Raw genomic sequence first — 17157 nt, forward strand, 5'->3', positions numbered from 1 at the left:
GGCTGTCGTGGTGCTCGCTTTCGTTTACGTGAGTGGCTTGACGGAGGGGGCCGTGGAGCTGGATCAGCCGACGGCGCCTTCCATCTGGAGCTCGATCAGCCGGTTGAGCTCGAGCGCGTACTCCATGGGCAGCTCCTTGGCGATCGGCTCGACGAAGCCGCGCACGATCATCGCCATGGCCTCGTCCTCGGAGAGGCCGCGGCTCATGAGGTAGAAGAGCTGGTCCTCGGAGACCTTGGAGACGGTCGCCTCGTGGCCCATGGACACGTCGTCCTCGCGGACGTCCACGTACGGGTACGTGTCGGAGCGCGAGATCTGGTCGACGAGCAGGGCGTCGCACAGCACGTTCGACTTGGCGCCCGGGGCGCCCTCGCCGATCTCGATGAGGCCGCGGTAGGAGGTGCGGCCGCCGCCGCGCGCCACGGACTTCGAGACGATGTTGGACGACGTGTTCGGCGCCATGTGGACCATCTTCGCGCCGGCGTCCTGGTGCTGGCCCTCGCCCGCGAAGGCGATGGACAGCGTCTCGCCCTTGGCGTGCTCACCCATCAGGTAGACGGCCGGGTACTTCATGGTGACCTTGGAGCCGATGTTGCCGTCGACCCACTCCATGGTCGCGCCCTCGTAGGCCACGGCGCGCTTGGTGACCAGGTTGTAGACGTTGTTCGACCAGTTCTGGATCGTCGTGTAGCGGCAGCGGGCGCCCTTCTTCACGATGATCTCGACGACCGCGGAGTGCAGCGAGTCCGACTTGTAGATCGGCGCGGTGCAGCCCTCGACGTAGTGGACATAGGCGTCCTCGTCGACGATGATCAGCGTCCGCTCGAACTGGCCCATGTTCTCCGTGTTGATACGGAAGTAGGCCTGGAGCGGGATCTCGACGTGCACGCCCTTCGGCACGTAGATGAACGAGCCACCGGACCACACGGCCGTGTTCAGCGCGGCGAACTTGTTGTCACCGGCGGGGATGACCGTGCCGAAGTACTCCTTGAAGAGCTCCGGGTGCTCCTTCAGGGCCGTGTCGGTGTCCATGAAGATGACACCCTGCTCCTCCAGGTCCTCGCGGATCTGGTGGTACACGACCTCGGACTCGTACTGGGCCGCGACACCGGCGACGAGGCGCTGCTTCTCCGCCTCCGGGATGCCGAGCTTGTCGTACGTGGCCTTGATGTCCTCGGGCAGGTCCTCCCAGGACTCCGCCTGCTTCTCCGTGGAGCGCACGAAGTACTTGATGTTGTCGAAGTCGATGCCCGACAGGTCCGAGCCCCAGTTCGGCATGGGCTTCTTCTCGAACAGCTTCAGACCCTTGAGGCGCAGCTTGGTCATCCACTCGGGCTCGGACTTCTTGTCCGAGATGTCGCGGACGACGTCCTCGTTGATGCCGCGCTTGGCAGAGGCACCGGCCTCGTCGGAGTCCGCCCAGCCGTATTCGTACTTGCCCAGGCCCTCGAGCTCAGGGTGGGCAGTCTCCTCGATGGGGAGAGTCATGCGGGGTTCCTCCCGGCCGTGCTTGCAGATGCGTTGGTGGTCGTGTTGGGGGTGTTCTTGGGGATGAACGTCGTGCAGACCCCGTCGCCGTGGGCGATGGTGGCCAGCCGCTGTACGTGGGTGCCCAGCAGCTGCGAGAACATTTCGGTCTCGGCCTCGCACAATTGCGGGAACTGCTCGGCTACGTGGGCGACTGGGCAGTGGTGCTGGCAGAGCTGCTCACCGACCGGTGCGCTACGCGCCGTAGCAGCGTACCCGTCCGCGCTCAAGGCCCTTGCCAGGGCCTGGGCGCGCTCCTCGGGGGCCGCGGCCTCGATCGCCTCCTTGTAGGGCCCGGCCTGCGCGGCGATGCGCGCACGGGCGAAGGAGACGAGCGCCTCGTCGCCGCCGGCCTGCTCCTTGATCCAGCGGAGCGCCTCGGCGGCGAGCTTGTCGTAGGACTGGTCGAAGGCGTCCCGGCCGCAGTCGGTCAGCGCGAACACCTTCGCGGGGCGGCCGCGGGTGCGGGCTCCGTAGACGCGCTTCTCCTTGGGGGTCACGACGTCGTCCGCCACGAGGGCGTCGAGGTGGCGGCGGACGGCGGCCTGCGTGAGACCGAGGCGTCCCGCCAGCTCGGCGACCGTGGACGGGCCGTGGTCCAGGATGGAGCGCGCGACCCGGTTGCGGGTGGACCGCTCCCCGGTCGTGAGCTCCTCAGGGGCCTCGCCGACGTTTTTCACAACGCCATTGTTGCGTAATTCCTCAGACCCTGACAAGCGGCGCGATGATCGCCGCACGGTGCGCTGCGTCACTTAGGCATACCTAAGTGAATACGCGGCGTGACCTGCGCAAACGATCTTTGATCGATCAGAATCGGGGTACGGCGACGAGCTGCCCGGGGCCGGGCATCCGGAGGCCTCGCCGCGTCCTTAGACTGGCGCACCATGCGAACCGAGCCAGTCGTCCACGTCACCGGTCTGGTGAAGCGGTACGGATCCAAGACCGCGGTCGACGGCCTCGACCTCACGGCGGCGCCCGGCATCACGGCCGTTCTCGGTCCGAACGGCGCGGGCAAGACCACCACCATCGAGACCTGCGAGGGCTACCGCAGGCCGGACTCCGGCACGGTCCGGGTCCTCGGCCTCGACCCCGTCAAGCAGGCCGCGGCGCTGCGCCCCCGGATCGGTGTGATGCTCCAGTCCGGCGGCGTCTACTCCGGCGCCCGCGCCGACGAGATGCTCCGGCACATCGCCAAGCTGCACGCCCATCCGCTGGACGTCGACGCCCTCATCGAGCGGCTCGGCCTCGGCAGCTGCGGCCGCACCACCTACCGGCGGCTCTCCGGCGGCCAGCAGCAGCGGCTCGCGCTCGCCATGGCCGTGGTCGGCCGCCCCGAACTGGTCTTCCTCGACGAGCCGACCGCGGGGCTCGACCCGCAGGCCCGGCACGCGACGTGGGACCTGGTGCGGGACCTGCGCGCGGACGGCGTCTCCGTCATCCTCACCACGCACTACATGGACGAGGCGGAGGAGCTGGCCGACGACGTCGCGATCGTCGACGCGGGCAAGGTCGTCACGCAGGGCTCCCCCGAGCAGCTGTGCCGCGGCGGCGCCGAGAACACGCTCCGCTTCTCCGGGCGCCCCGGCCTCGACGTGGCCTCGCTCCTCAAGGCGCTGCCCGCGGACGCGGCGGCGGCCGAGCTGACCCCCGGCTCGTACCGCGTGAGCGGCAAGGTGGACCCGCAGCTCCTCGCGACGGTCACTTCCTGGTGCGCCCAGCACGGCGTGATGCCGGACAAGATCTCCGTGGAGCGGCACACCCTGGAAGACGTCTTCCTCGAACTGACCGGCAAGGAGCTGCGCGGATGAGCGCCACCGACACGCACCGCAACGCCGGTACGTACGCCCCGAACCCCGGAGCCGCCCCGCTCCCCCGCATGATCGCGACGCAGGCCGCGCTCGAGACGAAGATGCTGCTGCGCAACGGTGAGCAGCTGCTGCTCACCGTCGTCATCCCGACGCTGCTGCTCGTCCTGTTCTCGGCCGTCGACATCGTCGACACCGGCTCAGGCAAGGCCGTCGACTTCCTCGCCCCCGGCATCCTCGCGCTCGCCGTGATGTCCACGGCCTTCACGGGCCAGGCCATCGCCACCGGCTTCGAGCGCCGCTACGGGGTGCTCAAGCGGCTCGGCGCGTCCCCGCTCCCCCGCTGGGCCCTGATGACCGCGAAGACGATCTCCGTGCTGGTCACCGAGGTGCTCCAGGTCGTCCTGCTCACGGTCATCGCGTTCGCGCTCGGCTGGTCGCCGCACGGGAACCCGTTCGCCGTTCTGCTCCTCCTGGTGCTGGGCACGGCGGCGTTCTCCGGACTCGGCCTTCTCATGGCGGGCACGCTGAAGGCGGAGGCCACGCTGGCCGCCGCGAACCTGGTGTTCCTGCTGCTCCTGGTCGGTGGCGGTGTCATCGTGCCGCTCGACAAGTTCCCCGACGCCGCGCAGTCGGTGCTCGGCCTGCTGCCGATCTCGGCGCTCTCCGACGGGCTGCGGGACGTGCTGCAGCACGGCGCGTCGATGCCGTGGGGCGACCTCGGGATCCTCGCCGCCTGGGCGGTCGTGGGACTCGGCGCGGCGGGCCGCTTCTTCCGCTGGGAGTGACGGTCGACCGCCTCCGGGCGACGTAACCCCCGTCACAGTTGGCCCAGTTACGTCCCCCTCGTGAAGCCGTGCACAAGCGGCGGCCTACGATGGGCCCGTGCCAAAGCTGACCCCCACCGACGCCGCGCGGGCGCTGCGCAACCCGCTCGCCTTCATCGCCGAGTACTGGACCCCCACGCAGCGGACCGTCCAGCGCGCGGCCATGTCCGCCGTCGTCATGACGGTGATCATCGTCTGCACGGGCGGCGCGGTGCGCCTCACGGGCTCGGGCCTCGGCTGCCCGACCTGGCCCAAGTGCACCGACCAGTCGCTGACCGCGACGAGCGAGATGGGCTTCCACGGCGCCATCGAGTTCGGCAACCGCATGCTGACCTACGTGCTGTGCGCCGCGGTCGGCTGGGCCATCATCGCCGCCCGCTCGCAGAAGCCGTGGCGGCGCACGGTCACCCGGCTCGGCTGGGCCCAGTTCTGGATCGTGATGGGCAACGCGGTGCTCGGCGGCATCGTCGTCCTCGTCGGCCTGAACCCGTACACGGTGGCGGCCCACTTCGTCCTGACGACGGCCCTCCTGACGGTCGCCGTCCTGATGTGGCAGCGCACCCGTGAGGGCGACGCGGAGCCGCGTCCGCTGGTCGGCAAGGCCATCAAGCAGCTGGTGTGGTTCCTGGTGGTGGCGGCGGGCCTCCTCATCCTCGTCGGCACCGTGGTGACCGGCGCGGGCCCGCACGCGGGCGACTCCAGCGACGTGCACCGCATGCCGCTCGACTGGGAGACGGTCTCGAAGGTGCACGCCGTGCTGGCGTGGATCGTGGTGACCCTGACGTTCGCCCTGTGGTTCGTCCTCAAGGCCGTCGACGCCCCGAAGGGCCCGCTGCACCGCACCCGCGACCTGTTCCTGATCCTGCTGGCGCAGGGCGTCATCGGCTACGTCCAGTACTTCACGGACCTGCCGGAGATCCTGGTCGGCCTGCACATGCTGGGCTCGGCCCTGGTGTGGATCGGGGTGCTGCGCGTGGTGCTGTCGCTGCGCGAGCGCCCGGTGGTGGAGCCGGGTCTGCCGTCCCAGTCGGGCCAGGAGCTCTCGGCGGTCTGACGCCCCTCGGTCACATCCGTACGGGCTCCGGAGCCGGCTCAGTCCGCGCCGAGCCCGTACACCCGCCGAGCCGTCCCCGACGCGATCATCCCGGCCACCCGCTGCGCGTCGCTCAGCGACCACGCCCCGTCGGCCACCCACTCGCCGAGCACCCGCCCGAGCGCCTGCCGGAACAGGTGTGCGCCCACCACGTGCAGCTCCGGCAGCCCGCGCGCGCCGGTCGAGAACAGCAGCTTCCCGAACGGCGCCAGCTCCAGGAACTCCGCGAGCAGCCCCGCCGCCCGCGCCCCCGTACGGGCGAGCGCGGGCCCCAGGTCCGCGTACACGTGCGGGAAGGCTCCCGCGAGGTGCGCCGCGTGCCGGTGGTACGGGTAGCCGTGCAGCAGGACGACGTCCGTGCCGAGCCCCGCGGTGGCGCGCGCGAAGTCGGCGAGCGTCACCGGGTCGGTGGGGTCGAGGTGGCCCCAGCGCAGTTGCAGCGGGCGGCTGGTGGCGACGGCGATCCACAGCAGGTGCCGCAGCAGCACGGGGTCCGTGAGGGCGCCGCCGACCTGCCGCCCGGCCAGCCAGCGGGCCGCCGCGCCGCGCACCTCGCCGGGTCCCGGCGGCTGGGGGTCGAGCGCGAGGCCGTGGCGGACGCCGGCGGTGGAGGTGAAGGCGACCGCGCCGGACGCCGCTGCGTGCACCGATTCGGCGAGGTTGGCGAGGAAGGACTCGACGGTCCCCGAGGTGTCGGCGACCTGTTCCGCGAGGAGTTCGAGGCGGACGATCTCGTGGGCCTCGCCGCGGGCGGCCGAGGCCAGCTCGGCCGGGTCGGTCAGGTCGTCGGGCTGTCCCGTGTCCACGAGGTACGTGGTGATGCCGCTTCCGCGCAGCAGCCTGCGCCCCGCCTCGACGACGCCGAGCTCGCGGCGCCTGGCCAGATAGCGGGCGGGCGGGCAGTGGGGCTCGAGGCCGAGCAGCGGCGGGCACCAGCGGCGCACGGCGAACCCGGTCTGGGTGTCGAAGAAGGTGGTGCCGGGGGCGGGCGGGCCCTCGCCCCGGCCGAGGTGGGCCTCGAAGGTGCCGAGGCCCAGCTCCGTACGCAGCACCCCGTGGCAGTACTGATCCACGAGGGACGGCGTTTCGATCATCCGGGCTCCCGTGAGTGGACCGTGCTCCTACAGTCCTAACGGGTGAACGGGCGACTGGTGTTGCTCCAAACCCGGTCGCTTGCCCGGGGCACCGGATTCGGCTGCGTTCAGCCGCCGAGCTGAATGCCCGCCATCCGCTTCCATTCGTACGGGCCCGTCTCGACCTTGGCCGCGAAGTCGCCGTCGAAGTCCTCGTGGACGGTGATGCCGGCCTTCTCGACGGCCTTCTGCGCGATCTCGTAGGTGCGGGCCACCAGGTCGCCCCAGCCGCCGTCCTCGCCGACGAGCACGATGCGCGTGCCGTGCTCGCCGATGTACGCGAGCTGCCCCTCGGCGCCGCCGTGCGCCTTGGCGAACACGCCGATCTCCTTGGCCAGCTTGGCCGCGCGACGCTCGTCCCTGGCCGCCCCGCGGGTCGGCTCCACCGTTTGAGTCTCTGCCATGGACAGGATGCTACCGACGAGTAGCCAAACAAGCGACAAGTGGGGTACGTGGCCTGGGCCACGTACCCCACAAGGAAAGAGCAGCGAGGACGATCAGCGCAAGAAGGGGTCCACCGCGATCGCCACGAAGAGCAGCGAGACATAGGTGATGGACCAGTGGAACAGCCGCATCTCCTTGAGCTTCGCGCCCGTGATCTCGGCCTTGGCCCGGTTCTGCAGGCCGTGCGCCTCCCACAGCCAGAACCCGCCGGCGAGCAGCGCGACCGCCGTGTAGAACCAGCCCGTGTAGCCGAGCGGCTGGAGCAGCAGCGACACCGCGACCATCACCCAGCTGTAGGCGACGATCTGCTTGGCCACGACCTTGTTGGAGGCGAGGACGGGAAGCATCGGCACGCCCGCGCGCGCGTAGTCCTCCTTCACCTTCATGGACAGCGGCCAGTAGTGCGGCGGCGTCCAGAAGAACATCACCCCGAAGAGGATGATCGGCGCCCACGACATGGAGTTCGTGACCGAGGACCAGCCGATGAGGACGGGCAGGCAGCCCGCGATGCCGCCCCACACGATGTTCTGGGCGGTGCGCCGCTTGAGGATCATCGTGTAGACGACGACGTAGAAGAGCAGGGCGCCCAGGGACAGCCAGGCCGACAGCCAGTTCACGGCGAAGCCGAACAGCAGCGTCGAGATCACCGCGAGGGAGATGCCGAAGGCCAGGCACTCATTGGGGCTGACCATGCCGGTGACCAGCGGTCGCTGCGACGTGCGCTCCATGAGGGCGTCGATGTCGCGGTCGTACCACATGTTCAGGGCATTGGCGCCGCCCGCGGACAGGTAGCCGCCGAGGCAGGTGACCAGCACCAGCCAGAGGTCGGGCACGCCCTGTTCGGCGAGGAACATCACCGGAACGGTGGTGATGAGGAGCAGTTCGATGATTCGCGGCTTGGTCAGCGCCACGAACGCCTTGATGCGGGCCCCGAACGGCCGCTGGCCCCGACTATTGCTCGTCAGCGCTCCCGCTGGACGGGATTCGACGGCCGTCACGCACACCCCTGACAGAGACTCCAGCGAGCCCCCGTTGCGGACCACTTGATGTGAAGTCCCGGTAAAGGCTCGCGCGTACCACGCCACTCTAGACGTTGCCCATACCCAGCCCTTCGTGGGGGTGGGTCGTGTTGGTCCGCATGCCGTAAAGGGGCTGCGCGGACCCCTCGGAAGGCGTCTTCGGATGAGCTTTTCCGGGCACGGATGAGCCCCCATCTGAGCACGTTCGTATTCAGGTGTCGAAAGCCCGCCGATCCGCGTCAGGAGGCGGATCCGACGGACTCCCGGCAGTCTGGAACGAGTCGAAAAAAAAGCACGTTCCAGCGCAGGTAGGCTCGACACCGGCCGGTGACGGACGTCACCGGCATGAGACATGTGGAGAGGAGCCCTGACCCAGGGTGAGCACCAAGCCGACCACCACAGACTTCGAGTGGACCGATGTGGACCAGCGGGCCGTTGACACGGCGCGTGTCCTGGCCGCCGACGCCGTACAGAAGGTCGGTAACGGCCATCCCGGTACGGCCATGAGCCTGGCCCCGGCCGCGTACACCCTCTTCCAGAAGGTGATGCGGCACGACCCGGCGGACGCCGACTGGGTCGGGCGGGACCGTTTCGTCCTGTCCGCGGGCCACTCGTCCCTGACCCTCTACATCCAGCTCTACCTGGCCGGCTTCGGCCTGGAGCTGGACGACCTCAAGGCCTTCCGCACCTGGGGCTCCAAGACGCCGGGCCACCCGGAGTACGGGCACACCACCGGTGTCGAGACCACCACGGGCCCGCTCGGCCAGGGCGTCGCCAACGCGGTGGGCATGGCCATGGCCGCCCGCTACGAGCGCGGCCTCTTCGACCCGCAGGCCGCGGCCGGCGAGTCCCCGTTCGACCACTACGTGTACGCGATCGCCGGCGACGGCTGCCTCCAGGAGGGCATCTCCGCCGAGGCCTCCTCCATGGCGGGCCACCAGCAGCTCGGCAACCTGATCCTGCTGTGGGACGACAACCACATCTCGATCGAGGGCGACACCGAGACCGCCGTCTCCGAGGACACCTGCAAGCGCTACGAGGCGTACGGCTGGCACGTCCAGCGCGTCGAGCCGAAGGCCGACGGCGACCTGGACCCGAAGGCGATCTTCGAGGCCATCGAGGCCGCGAAGGCCGTCACGGACAAGCCGTCCTTCATCGCCATGCGCTCGATCATCGCCTGGCCCGCCCCGAACGCGCAGAACACCGAGGCCGCGCACGGCTCGGCGCTCGGCGACGACGAGGTGGCCGCCACCAAGCGCGTCCTCGGCTTCGACCCCGAGAAGACCTTCGAGGTCTCCGACGAGGTCATCAACCACACGCGCGGCGCCCTGGAGCGCGGCGCGCAGGCCAAGGCCGAGTGGGACAAGCGGCTCGCCGAGTGGCGCGCCGCCAACCCGGAGCGCGCCGCCGAGTTCGACCGCATCAACGCGGGCGAGCTGCCGGCCGGCTGGGAGGAGAAGCTCCCCGTCTTCGAGACCGGCAAGGGCGTCGCCACCCGCGCCGCGTCCGGCAAGGTCCTCCAGGCGCTCGGCGGTGTGATCCCCGAGCTGTGGGGCGGCTCCGCCGACCTCGCGGGCTCGAACAACACGACGATCGACAAGACGTCGTCGTTCCTGCCCCAGGGCAACCCGCTGCCGGAGGCCGACCCGTACGGCCGCACGATCCACTTCGGCATCCGCGAGCACTCCATGGCCGCGGAGATGAACGGCATCGCGCTGCACGGCCACACCCGCATCTACGGCGGCACGTTCCTCGTGTTCTCCGACTACATGCGCAACGCGGTGCGCCTCTCCGCCCTGATGTCGCTGCCCGTCACCTACGTGTGGACGCACGACTCCATCGGCCTCGGCGAGGACGGCCCGACCCACCAGCCGGTCGAGCACCTGGCGTCGCTGCGCGCGATCCCCGGCCTCAACGTCGTCCGCCCCGCGGACGCCAACGAGACGGCCATCGCCTGGCGCGAGATCCTCCGTCGCGGCAAGAAGGAGTTCGGCGTCTCGCACCCGCACGGCCTGTCGCTGACCCGCCAGGGCGTTCCGACGTACGAGCCGAACGAGGACACCGCCAAGGGCGGCTACGTCCTGGCGGAGGCCTCCAAGGAGACCCCGGACCTGATCCTGATCGCCACCGGTTCCGAGGTGCACCTGGCCGTCGAGGCCCGTGAGCAGCTGGAGTCCGAGGGCATCGCCACCCGCGTCGTCTCGATGCCGTGCGTCGAATGGTTCGACGAGCAGGACCAGGGGTACCGGGACAGCGTCCTGCCGCCCGCGGTGAAGGCGCGTGTGGCCGTCGAGGCCGGGATCGGTCTTACCTGGCACCGCTTCGTCGGTGACGCGGGCCGCATCGTTTCGCTGGAGCACTTCGGTGCGTCCGCGGACGGCAAGGTCCTCTTCAAGGAGTTCGGCTTCACTGCCGAGAACGTGGCCGCGAAGGCGAAGGAATCTCTCGCCGCGGCTCAGCGCTGACGCCAGTACACGACCTGTAGGAGATGCAATTTCCATGACAGACGCACTGAAGCGCCTCTCCGAGGAAGGCGTCGCGATCTGGCTGGACGACCTGTCGCGCAAGCGGATCACGTCCGGCAACCTCGCCGAGCTGATCGACGAGCAGCACGTCGTGGGCGTCACCACCAACCCGTCGATCTTCCAGAAGGCGATCTCCAGCGGTGACGGCTACGAGCAGCAGCTCGCCGACCTCGCCGCTCGCAAGGTCACCGTCGAAGAGGCCATCCGCATGATCACGACGGCGGACGTCCGTGACGCCGCCGACATCCTGCGCCCGGTCTTCGACGCGACGGGCGGCCAGGACGGCCGCGTGTCGATCGAGGTGGACCCGCGCCTCGCGCACAACACCAGGGCGACGGTCGCCGAGGCCCGCCAGCTGGCCTGGCTGGTCGACCGTCCGAACACGCTGATCAAGATCCCGGCGACCAAGGCGGGCCTGCCCGCGATCACCGAGACGATCGGCAACGGCATCAGCGTCAACGTCACGCTGATCTTCTCCCTCGAGCGCTACCGCGAGGTCATGGACGCCTACCTCGCGGGCCTGGAGAAGGCCAAGGCCAAGGGCCTCGACCTGTCCAACATCCACTCCGTCGCGTCCTTCTTCGTGTCCCGCGTGGACACCGAGATCGACAAGCGGATCGACGCCCTGGGCACGGACGAGGCCAAGGCGGCGCGCGGCAAGGCCGGTCTCGCCAACGCGCGGCTCGCCTACGAGGCGTACGAGGAGGTCTTCTCCTCCGACCGCTGGGCCGCGCTCGACAAGGCGCAGGCCAACAAGCAGCGTCCGCTGTGGGCCTCGACGGGCGTCAAGGACAAGGCGTACAAGGACACCCTGTACGTCGACGACCTGGTCGCTCCCGGCACGGTGAACACCATGCCGGAGGCCACGCTCGAGGCGTCGGCGGACCACGGCCAGATCACGGGCAACACGATCGCGGGCACGTACGACCAGTCCCGCAAGGAGATCGAGGCCGTCGAGAAGCTGGGGATCTCGTACGACGAGGTCGTGCAGCTCCTGGAGGACGAGGGCGTCGACAAGTTCGAGGCGTCCTGGAACGACCTGCTGAAGTCGACCGAGGCGGAGCTCAAGCGCCTCGCCCCCTCGGAGGGCTGATCCCTTGACCGCACACGGAGCGAACCGCAATCCGCTCCGTGACGCCGCGGACCGACGGCTCCCGCGCATCGCGGGGCCGTCGGGTCTGGTGATTTTCGGCGTCACGGGCGATTTGTCACGTAAGAAGCTGATGCCTGCCGTTTACGACCTCGCGAACCGGGGTCTGCTCCCGCCCGGCTTCTCGCTGATCGGGTTCGCCCGGCGCGAGTGGCAGGACGAGGACTTCGCGCAGGAGGTGCACGACGCGGTCAAGCAGCACGCGCGCACGCCGTTCCGCGAGGAGGTCTGGCAGCAGCTCATCCAGGGGATGCGCTTCGTCCAGGGCAACTTCGACGACGACGAGGCGTTCGAGCAGCTCAAGGCGACCATCAACGACCTGGACAAGTCGCAGGGCACGGGCGGCAACTTCGCCTTCTACCTCTCCGTACCCCCCAAGTTCTTCCCCCAGGTCGTCCAGCAGCTCAAGAAGCACGAGCTGGCGGACGCGCCCGAGGGCTCCTGGCGGCGCGCCGTCATCGAGAAGCCGTTCGGCCACGATCTCGCCTCCGCCAAGGAGCTGAACGCGATCGTGCACGAGGTGTTCGACCCGGACCAGGTCTTCCGGATCGACCACTACCTCGGCAAGGAGACGGTGCAGAACATCCTGGCGCTGCGCTTCGCCAACCAGATGTTCGAGCCGATCTGGAACCGGTCGTACGTCGACCACGTGCAGATCACGATGGCCGAGGACATCGGCATCGGTGGCCGCGCCGGCTACTACGACGGCATCGGCGCCGCGCGTGACGTCATCCAGAACCACCTGCTCCAGCTGATGGCGCTGACCGCGATGGAGGAGCCCGCCTCCTTCGACGCGGACGCGCTCGTCGCGGAGAAGGCCAAGGTGCTGGGCGCCGTGAAGCTGCCGAAGGACATCGGCCGCGACACCGTGTTCGCGCAGTACGCGGCCGGTTGGCAGGGCGGCGAGAAGGCCGTCGGCTACCTCCAGGAAGAGGGCATCGACCCCAAGTCGAAGACCGACACCTACGCGGCCATCAAGCTGGAGGTGGACAACCGCCGCTGGGCGGGCGTCCCGTTCTATCTCAGGACCGGCAAGCGCCTCGGCCGCCGCGTCACCGAGATCGCCGTCGTCTTCCAGCGCGCCCCGCACTCCCCCTTCGACCACACGGCGACGGAGGAGCTGGGCCAGAACGCGATCGTGATCCGCGTCCAGCCGGACGAGGGCATCACGGTCCGCTTCGGATCCAAGGTGCCGGGCACGTCGATGGAGATCCGGGACGTGTCCATGGACTTCGCGTACGGCGAGTCCTTCACGGAGTCGAGCCCCGAGGCGTACGAGCGGCTCATCCTCGACGTCCTCCTGGGCGACGCCAACCTCTTCCCGCGCACGGAGGAGGTCGAGCTGTCCTGGAACATCCTCGACCCGATCGAGGGCTACTGGGACGAGCACGGCAGGCCGGCGCAGTACCCGGCCGGCACGTGGGGGCCCGCCGAGGCGGACGAAATGCTCGCACGAGACGGACGGAGCTGGCGCCGGCCATGAAGATCGACCTCACGGACACCACCTCCAGCAAGATCAACAAGGCGCTCGTCAAGGGCCGCAGGGCCATCGGCACGCCCGCCGTCGGCATGGTGCTCACCCTCGTCATCGTCACCGACGAGGAGAACGCCTACGACTCCCTGAAGGCCGCCAACGAGGCCTCCCGCGAGCACCCCTCGCGCACCCTCGTGGTCATCAAGCGGGTCTCCCGCTCCCCCCGCGACCGCACCAAGTCCCGGCTCGACGCCGAGGTCAGGGTGGGCGCCGAGGCGGGCACGGGCGAGACCGTCGTCCTGCGGCTGTACGGCGAGGTCGTCAACCACGCCCAGTCGGTCGTGCTCCCGCTGCTCCTGCCGGACGCCCCGACGGTGGTCTGGTGGCCCGTGGACGCCCCGCTGGACCCCGCGAACGACCCGCTCGGCGCCCTGGCCCAGCGCCGCGTCACGGACACGTACGCGGCCGAGCAGCCGATCCACGAGCTGGAGGCGCGGGCCGAGTCCTACGCCCCCGGCGACACGGACCTGTCCTGGACCCGGATCACGCCGTGGCGCTCCATGCTGGCCGCCGCGCTCGACCAGGTGACGACCGACGTCACCTCGGTCGAGGTCGAGGGCGAGGAGTTCAACCCGAGCTGCGAGCTGCTCGCGATGTGGCTCGCGGACCGGCTCGACGTCCCGGTGCGGCGCAATCTGTCGGCGGGCCCCGGCCTGACCGGCGTACGCATGGAGTCCACCAGCGGTCCCATCGTGCTCGACCGGGCCGACGGCACCCTGGCCACGCTCTCCATCCAGGGCCAGCCGGACCGCGCGGTCGCGCTCAAGCGCCGCGAGACGTCCGAGCTGATCGCGGAGGAGCTGCGCAGGCTCGACCCGGACGACACGTACGCCGCAGCGCTGAGGTTCGGCGTGGACCGGCTCGGGGAACCCGCGGAGCAGACGACGGTGCCGGACTCGGTGGCGTCGGCCGCCTCCGCCGCTCCCTCGGCGGCGCCCGCCCAGAAGGCGGCCGCCAAGAAGGCGCCGGCGAAGAAGGCCACCACCAAGAAGGCGGCGGCCAAGAAGTCTCCGGCCAAGAAGGCAACGACGAAGTGAGCGCAGACAAGTGAGTGCAGCACCCCAACTCGTCGTCCACCGGGACAAGGAGCTGATGGCGCAGGCGGCAGCGGCCCGGCTGATCACCAGGATCGTCGACGCCCAGTCCGCCCGCGGCTCCGCATCCGTCGTCCTCACGGGCGGCCGCAACGGCAACGGCCTGCTGGCGGCGCTGAAGGCGGCGCCCGCCAGGGACGCGGTCGACTGGGGCCGCATCGACCTGTGGTGGGGCGACGAGCGGTTCCTGCCGGACGGCGACCCCGAGCGCAACTACACGCAGGCGAAGGAGGCCCTCCTCGACTCCGTTCCGCTCGACCCCGCGCGCGTGCACCCCATGCCCGCGTCGGACGGGCCGTACGAGGCGGACGCCGCGGCCGAGGCGTACGCGGCGGAGCTGGCGAACGCGGCGGGACCCGAGGACCACGGCCCGGTGCCGACCTTCGACGTCCTGATGCTCGGCGTCGGCCCCGACACGCACGTCGCGTCGCTCTTCCCCGAGCTTCCGGCGGTCCGTGAGACGGAGCGCACGGTCGTCGGCGTGCACGGCGCCCCCAAGCCCCCGCCGACCCGCACCACGCTCACGCTCCCGGCGATCCGGTCGGCGCGCGAGGTGTGGCTGCTCGCCGCGGGCGAGGACAAGGCGAAGGCGGCGGCGATCGCGCTGTCCGGCGCGGGCGAGATCCAGGCCCCGGCGGCGGGCGCCTACGGGCGCTCGCGCACGCTGTGGCTGCTCGACGCGGCCGCGGCCTCGCAGCTCCCGCCGGAGCTGTATCCGCCGGCCGTCGCGTGACGACGCCCTCCGCAGGCACCGAGGCCCCGCTTCTTGAAGAGCTTCTTCAAGAAGCGGGGCCTTACGCGTGCTGCGGCACCCGGTAATCGGAGCCGTCCTTCTCCCGTACGAGGAGGCCGTCGATGACGCAGTAGCGGCGCAGCGCCGCCGTGTCGTCGTGGACCGTCCGCAGCGCCTCGTTGACCTCGCGCTCGCTGTACGTGCGCTCGGCGTCGAAGAGGGTGCCGGTGAGGTGCACGAGGAGGTCGTGGCGGACGGCGGGGCGCACCGGTATGGCCGTCAGCCGGCCCCGCGAGAAGAACCCGGTGAGGTGGCGCGGGACGCCCGCGGCGGTGTCGGGCGCGCGATGGTGGCGGAAGACCTCGGGCCCGGCCCGCAGCGACCCGTCGTCGAGCCGCTGCACGAGGCCCGCGGCGATCAGCTTGCCGAGGTGCTTGCGGGCGACCGGGGAGTCGGCCTCCCGGGGTGGCAGGTCGTCGAGGACGATGCGCGCGTAGAGCCTGAGTCGTTCGGGATCGGCGAGCGCCGACATGAGCTGGTCCACAGGGTGCCTCCCGGCAGGGTCACGGACGGGCAGTCTCACCCGCCGAGAGGACTTTGCGCACCCCAATAAGTATTAACGTCCCCGCAGCTCGCGGTACTTCGCGACCAGCGCCTTCGTCGACTCGTCGAGGCCCGGCACGTCCGCGCCCTCGGTGAGCGCCGGTTCGACGCGCTTGGCGAGGACCTTGCCGAGTTCGACGCCCCACTGGTCGAAGGAGTCGATGTTCCACACGGCGCCCTGCACGAACACCTTGTGCTCGTAGAGGGCGACCAACTGCCCGAGCACGGACGGCGTGAGGTTCTTGGCGAGGATCGTGGTCGTCGGGTGGTTGCCCTTGAACGTCTTGTGCGGCACCAGCTCCTCGGGCACCCCTTCGGCGCGCACCTCGTCGGGCGTCTTGCCGAAGGCGAGCGCCTGGGTCTGCGCGAAGAAGTTCGCCATCAGGAGGTCGTGCTGGGCGACGAGGCCCGGCAGCAGATCGGCGACGGGCTCGGCGAAGCCGATGAAGTCCGCCGGGATCAACTTCGTTCCCTGGTGGATGAGTTGGTAGTACGCGTGCTGGCCGTTCGTGCCCGGCGTGCCCCACACGACGGGGCCGGTCTGCCAGCCGACCTCCTCGCCGTTGCGTTGCACGTACTTGCCGTTCGACTCCATGTCGAGCTGCTGGAGGTACGCGGTGAACTTGGAGAGGTAGTGCGAGTACGGCAGCACGGCGTGCGACTGCGCGTCGTGGAAGTTCCCGTACCAGATGCCCAACAGGCCCATCAGCAACGGCACGTTGGACTCGGCGGGCGCGGTGCGGAAGTGCTCGTCGACGAGGTGGAAACCGTCGAGCATCTCGCGGAAGCGGTCCGGGCCGATGGCGATCATCAGCGACAGGCCGATCGCGGAGTCGTACGAATAACGTCCGCCGACCCAGTCCCAGAACTCGAACATGTTGTCCGTGTCGATGCCGAACTCCGACACCTTCTCGGCGTTGGTCGACAGCGCCACGAAGTGCTTGGCGACGGCTTCCTGATCGGCCCTCAACTCGGTGAGCAGCCAGTTCCGCGCGGACGTCGCGTTGGTGATCGTCTCGATCGTGGTGAAGGTCTTCGAGGCGATGATGAACAGCGTCTCGGCCGGGTCCAGGTCCCGTACGGCCTCGTGCAGGTCCGCGCCGTCGACGTTCGACACGAAGCGGACGGTGAGCTCGCGGTCCGTGAAGGAGCGCAGCACCTCGTACGCCATCGCGGGCCCGAGGTCGGAGCCGCCGATGCCGATGTTGACGACGTTCCTGATGCGCTTGCCTGTGTGTCCGGTCCACTCCCCCGACCTGACCCGGTCGGCGAAGGCGGCCATCTTGTCGAGCACGGCGTGCACGCCCGGCACCACGTTCTCGCCGTCGACCTCGATCACGGCGTCGCGCGGGGCGCGCAGCGCGGTGTGCAGGACGGCCCGGTCCTCGGTGGTGTTGATCTTGTCGCCGCGGAACATGGCGTCGCGCAGCCCGAACACGTCGGTCGCCCGCGCCAGCTCGCGCAGCAGCCGCAGCGTCTCGTCGGTGACCAAATGCTTCGAGTAGTCGACGTGCAGATCACCGATATCGAGGGTCCACTCCGATCCGCGCGCGGGATCGGCCTCGAACAGCTCCCGCAGCTGTACGTCGCCCAGCTGCTCGCGGTGCTTGACGAGCGCCTGCCACTCGGGCGTCTGGGTCGGTGCTGTCTGCTTGTCGGACGCGTTCATC

Annotated in this window: 15 protein-coding genes; 8 read left to right on the top strand and 7 right to left on the bottom strand. The window is 69.8% G+C overall.

Translation table 11 applies throughout. The features are described 5' to 3' along the window. Positions 1–63: 63 nt before the first annotated feature. Together sufB and ACTWJ8_RS11585 are read right to left on the bottom strand one after the other, a co-directional pair. Positions 64–1488, bottom strand: a complete 1425-nt coding sequence (sufB, locus tag ACTWJ8_RS11580; protein WP_356388332.1) for a Fe-S cluster assembly protein SufB — start codon at positions 1486–1488, stop codon at positions 64–66. After that, a complete protein-coding gene (locus tag ACTWJ8_RS11585; RefSeq protein WP_356388330.1) occupies positions 1485–2207 on the bottom strand; it encodes a helix-turn-helix transcriptional regulator in 723 nt (240 codons plus the stop codon). The genes sufB and ACTWJ8_RS11585 overlap by 4 nt, the downstream gene beginning before the upstream one ends. A 204-nt stretch (positions 2208–2411) precedes the next feature. On the opposite strand from ACTWJ8_RS11585, the gene ACTWJ8_RS11590 reads away from it, so the two are divergent. The 3 genes from ACTWJ8_RS11590 to ACTWJ8_RS11600 all read left to right on the top strand — a co-directional run bounded on the left by ACTWJ8_RS11590 (position 2412) and on the right by ACTWJ8_RS11600 (position 5213). Further along, on the top strand, positions 2412–3335 hold the full coding sequence (locus ACTWJ8_RS11590) for an ABC transporter ATP-binding protein (RefSeq protein WP_356388328.1): 924 nt from the start codon (positions 2412–2414) through the stop codon (positions 3333–3335). Beyond that, positions 3332–4120: an ABC transporter permease gene (locus tag ACTWJ8_RS11595; protein WP_443263755.1), complete on the top strand. Its 789-nt coding sequence runs from the start codon at positions 3332–3334 to the stop codon at positions 4118–4120. The genes ACTWJ8_RS11590 and ACTWJ8_RS11595 overlap by 4 nt, the downstream gene beginning before the upstream one ends. Positions 4121–4217: 97 nt before the next feature. After that, a complete protein-coding gene (locus ACTWJ8_RS11600; RefSeq protein WP_356388324.1) occupies positions 4218–5213 on the top strand; it encodes a COX15/CtaA family protein in 996 nt (331 codons plus the stop codon). A gap of 38 nt (positions 5214–5251) precedes the next feature. On the opposite strand, the gene ACTWJ8_RS11605 is transcribed toward ACTWJ8_RS11600, so the two are convergent. The 3 genes from ACTWJ8_RS11605 to ACTWJ8_RS11615 form a co-directional block, all read right to left on the bottom strand. Further along, positions 5252–6346, bottom strand: a complete 1095-nt coding sequence (locus ACTWJ8_RS11605) for an amidohydrolase (RefSeq protein ID WP_443263756.1) — start codon at positions 6344–6346, stop codon at positions 5252–5254. 107 nt (positions 6347–6453) lie between these two features. After that, complete coding sequence (locus ACTWJ8_RS11610; protein ID WP_356388320.1) at positions 6454–6789, bottom strand: hypothetical protein; 336 nt, start codon at positions 6787–6789, stop codon at positions 6454–6456. 93 nt (positions 6790–6882) lie between these two features. Continuing rightward, complete coding sequence (locus tag ACTWJ8_RS11615) at positions 6883–7833, bottom strand: heme o synthase (protein ID WP_443264871.1); 951 nt, start codon at positions 7831–7833, stop codon at positions 6883–6885. Between the two features lie 392 nt (positions 7834–8225). Here ACTWJ8_RS11615 and tkt point away from each other — a divergent pair, with 392 nt between their 5' ends. From tkt to pgl, 5 genes are read left to right on the top strand one after another with little or no spacing between them, the layout of a single operon-like run. After that, positions 8226–10313, top strand: coding sequence for a transketolase (gene tkt / locus ACTWJ8_RS11620; protein WP_356388318.1), 2088 nt, complete (start codon positions 8226–8228; stop codon positions 10311–10313). 34 nt (positions 10314–10347) lie between these two features. Next, complete coding sequence (gene tal / locus ACTWJ8_RS11625) at positions 10348–11466, top strand: transaldolase (protein ID WP_356388316.1); 1119 nt, start codon at positions 10348–10350, stop codon at positions 11464–11466. Positions 11467–11470: 4 nt separating this feature from the next. After that, a complete protein-coding gene (zwf, locus tag ACTWJ8_RS11630; RefSeq protein ID WP_356388314.1) occupies positions 11471–13006 on the top strand; it encodes a glucose-6-phosphate dehydrogenase in 1536 nt (511 codons plus the stop codon). Beyond that, positions 13003–14094 (top strand): glucose-6-phosphate dehydrogenase assembly protein OpcA, encoded by a 1092-nt coding sequence (opcA, locus tag ACTWJ8_RS11635; protein ID WP_356388312.1) that lies wholly within the window; start codon positions 13003–13005, stop codon positions 14092–14094. The genes zwf and opcA overlap by 4 nt, the downstream gene beginning before the upstream one ends. A gap of 10 nt (positions 14095–14104) precedes the next feature. Next, positions 14105–14884 carry a 6-phosphogluconolactonase gene (gene pgl, locus ACTWJ8_RS11640; protein WP_356388310.1) on the top strand — a complete coding sequence of 260 codons (780 nt, stop codon included), beginning with the start codon at positions 14105–14107 and terminating at the stop codon, positions 14882–14884. Between the two features lie 61 nt (positions 14885–14945). Here pgl and ACTWJ8_RS11645 read toward each other — a convergent pair whose 3' ends face one another. Together ACTWJ8_RS11645 and pgi are read right to left on the bottom strand one after the other, a co-directional pair. After that, the gene (locus ACTWJ8_RS11645) at positions 14946–15167 is read right to left on the bottom strand and encodes a DUF2087 domain-containing protein (RefSeq protein ID WP_356388591.1); all 222 of its coding nucleotides are present in this window, start codon (positions 15165–15167) and stop codon (positions 14946–14948) included. A 333-nt stretch (positions 15168–15500) separates the two neighbouring features. Beyond that, positions 15501–17156 (bottom strand): glucose-6-phosphate isomerase, encoded by a 1656-nt coding sequence (pgi, locus tag ACTWJ8_RS11650; RefSeq protein WP_356388308.1) that lies wholly within the window; start codon positions 17154–17156, stop codon positions 15501–15503. Position 17157: the final 1 nt, after the last annotated feature.

The sequence above is a fragment of the Streptomyces sp. SDT5-1 genome, assembly GCF_052245995.1.
In the GTDB taxonomy this organism is placed as follows: domain Bacteria; phylum Actinomycetota; class Actinomycetes; order Streptomycetales; family Streptomycetaceae; genus Streptomyces.

Excerpts from the sequence above, each read along its gene's own strand:
- opcA (WP_356388312.1), top strand. The coding sequence starts at position 13,003 with ATGAAGATCGACCTCACGGACACCACCTCCAGCAAGATCAACAAGGCG.
- ACTWJ8_RS11610 (WP_356388320.1), bottom strand. The coding sequence starts at position 6,789 with ATGGCAGAGACTCAAACGGTGGAGCCGACCCGCGGGGCGGCCAGGGAC.
- tal (WP_356388316.1), top strand. The coding sequence starts at position 10,348 with ATGACAGACGCACTGAAGCGCCTCTCCGAGGAAGGCGTCGCGATCTGG.
- ACTWJ8_RS11595 (WP_443263755.1), top strand. The coding sequence starts at position 3,332 with ATGAGCGCCACCGACACGCACCGCAACGCCGGTACGTACGCCCCGAAC.
- sufB (WP_356388332.1), bottom strand. The coding sequence starts at position 1,488 with ATGACTCTCCCCATCGAGGAGACTGCCCACCCTGAGCTCGAGGGCCTG.
- pgi (WP_356388308.1), bottom strand. The coding sequence starts at position 17,156 with ATGAACGCGTCCGACAAGCAGACAGCACCGACCCAGACGCCCGAGTGG.
- ACTWJ8_RS11590 (WP_356388328.1), top strand. The coding sequence starts at position 2,412 with ATGCGAACCGAGCCAGTCGTCCACGTCACCGGTCTGGTGAAGCGGTAC.
- ACTWJ8_RS11605 (WP_443263756.1), bottom strand. The coding sequence starts at position 6,346 with ATGATCGAAACGCCGTCCCTCGTGGATCAGTACTGCCACGGGGTGCTG.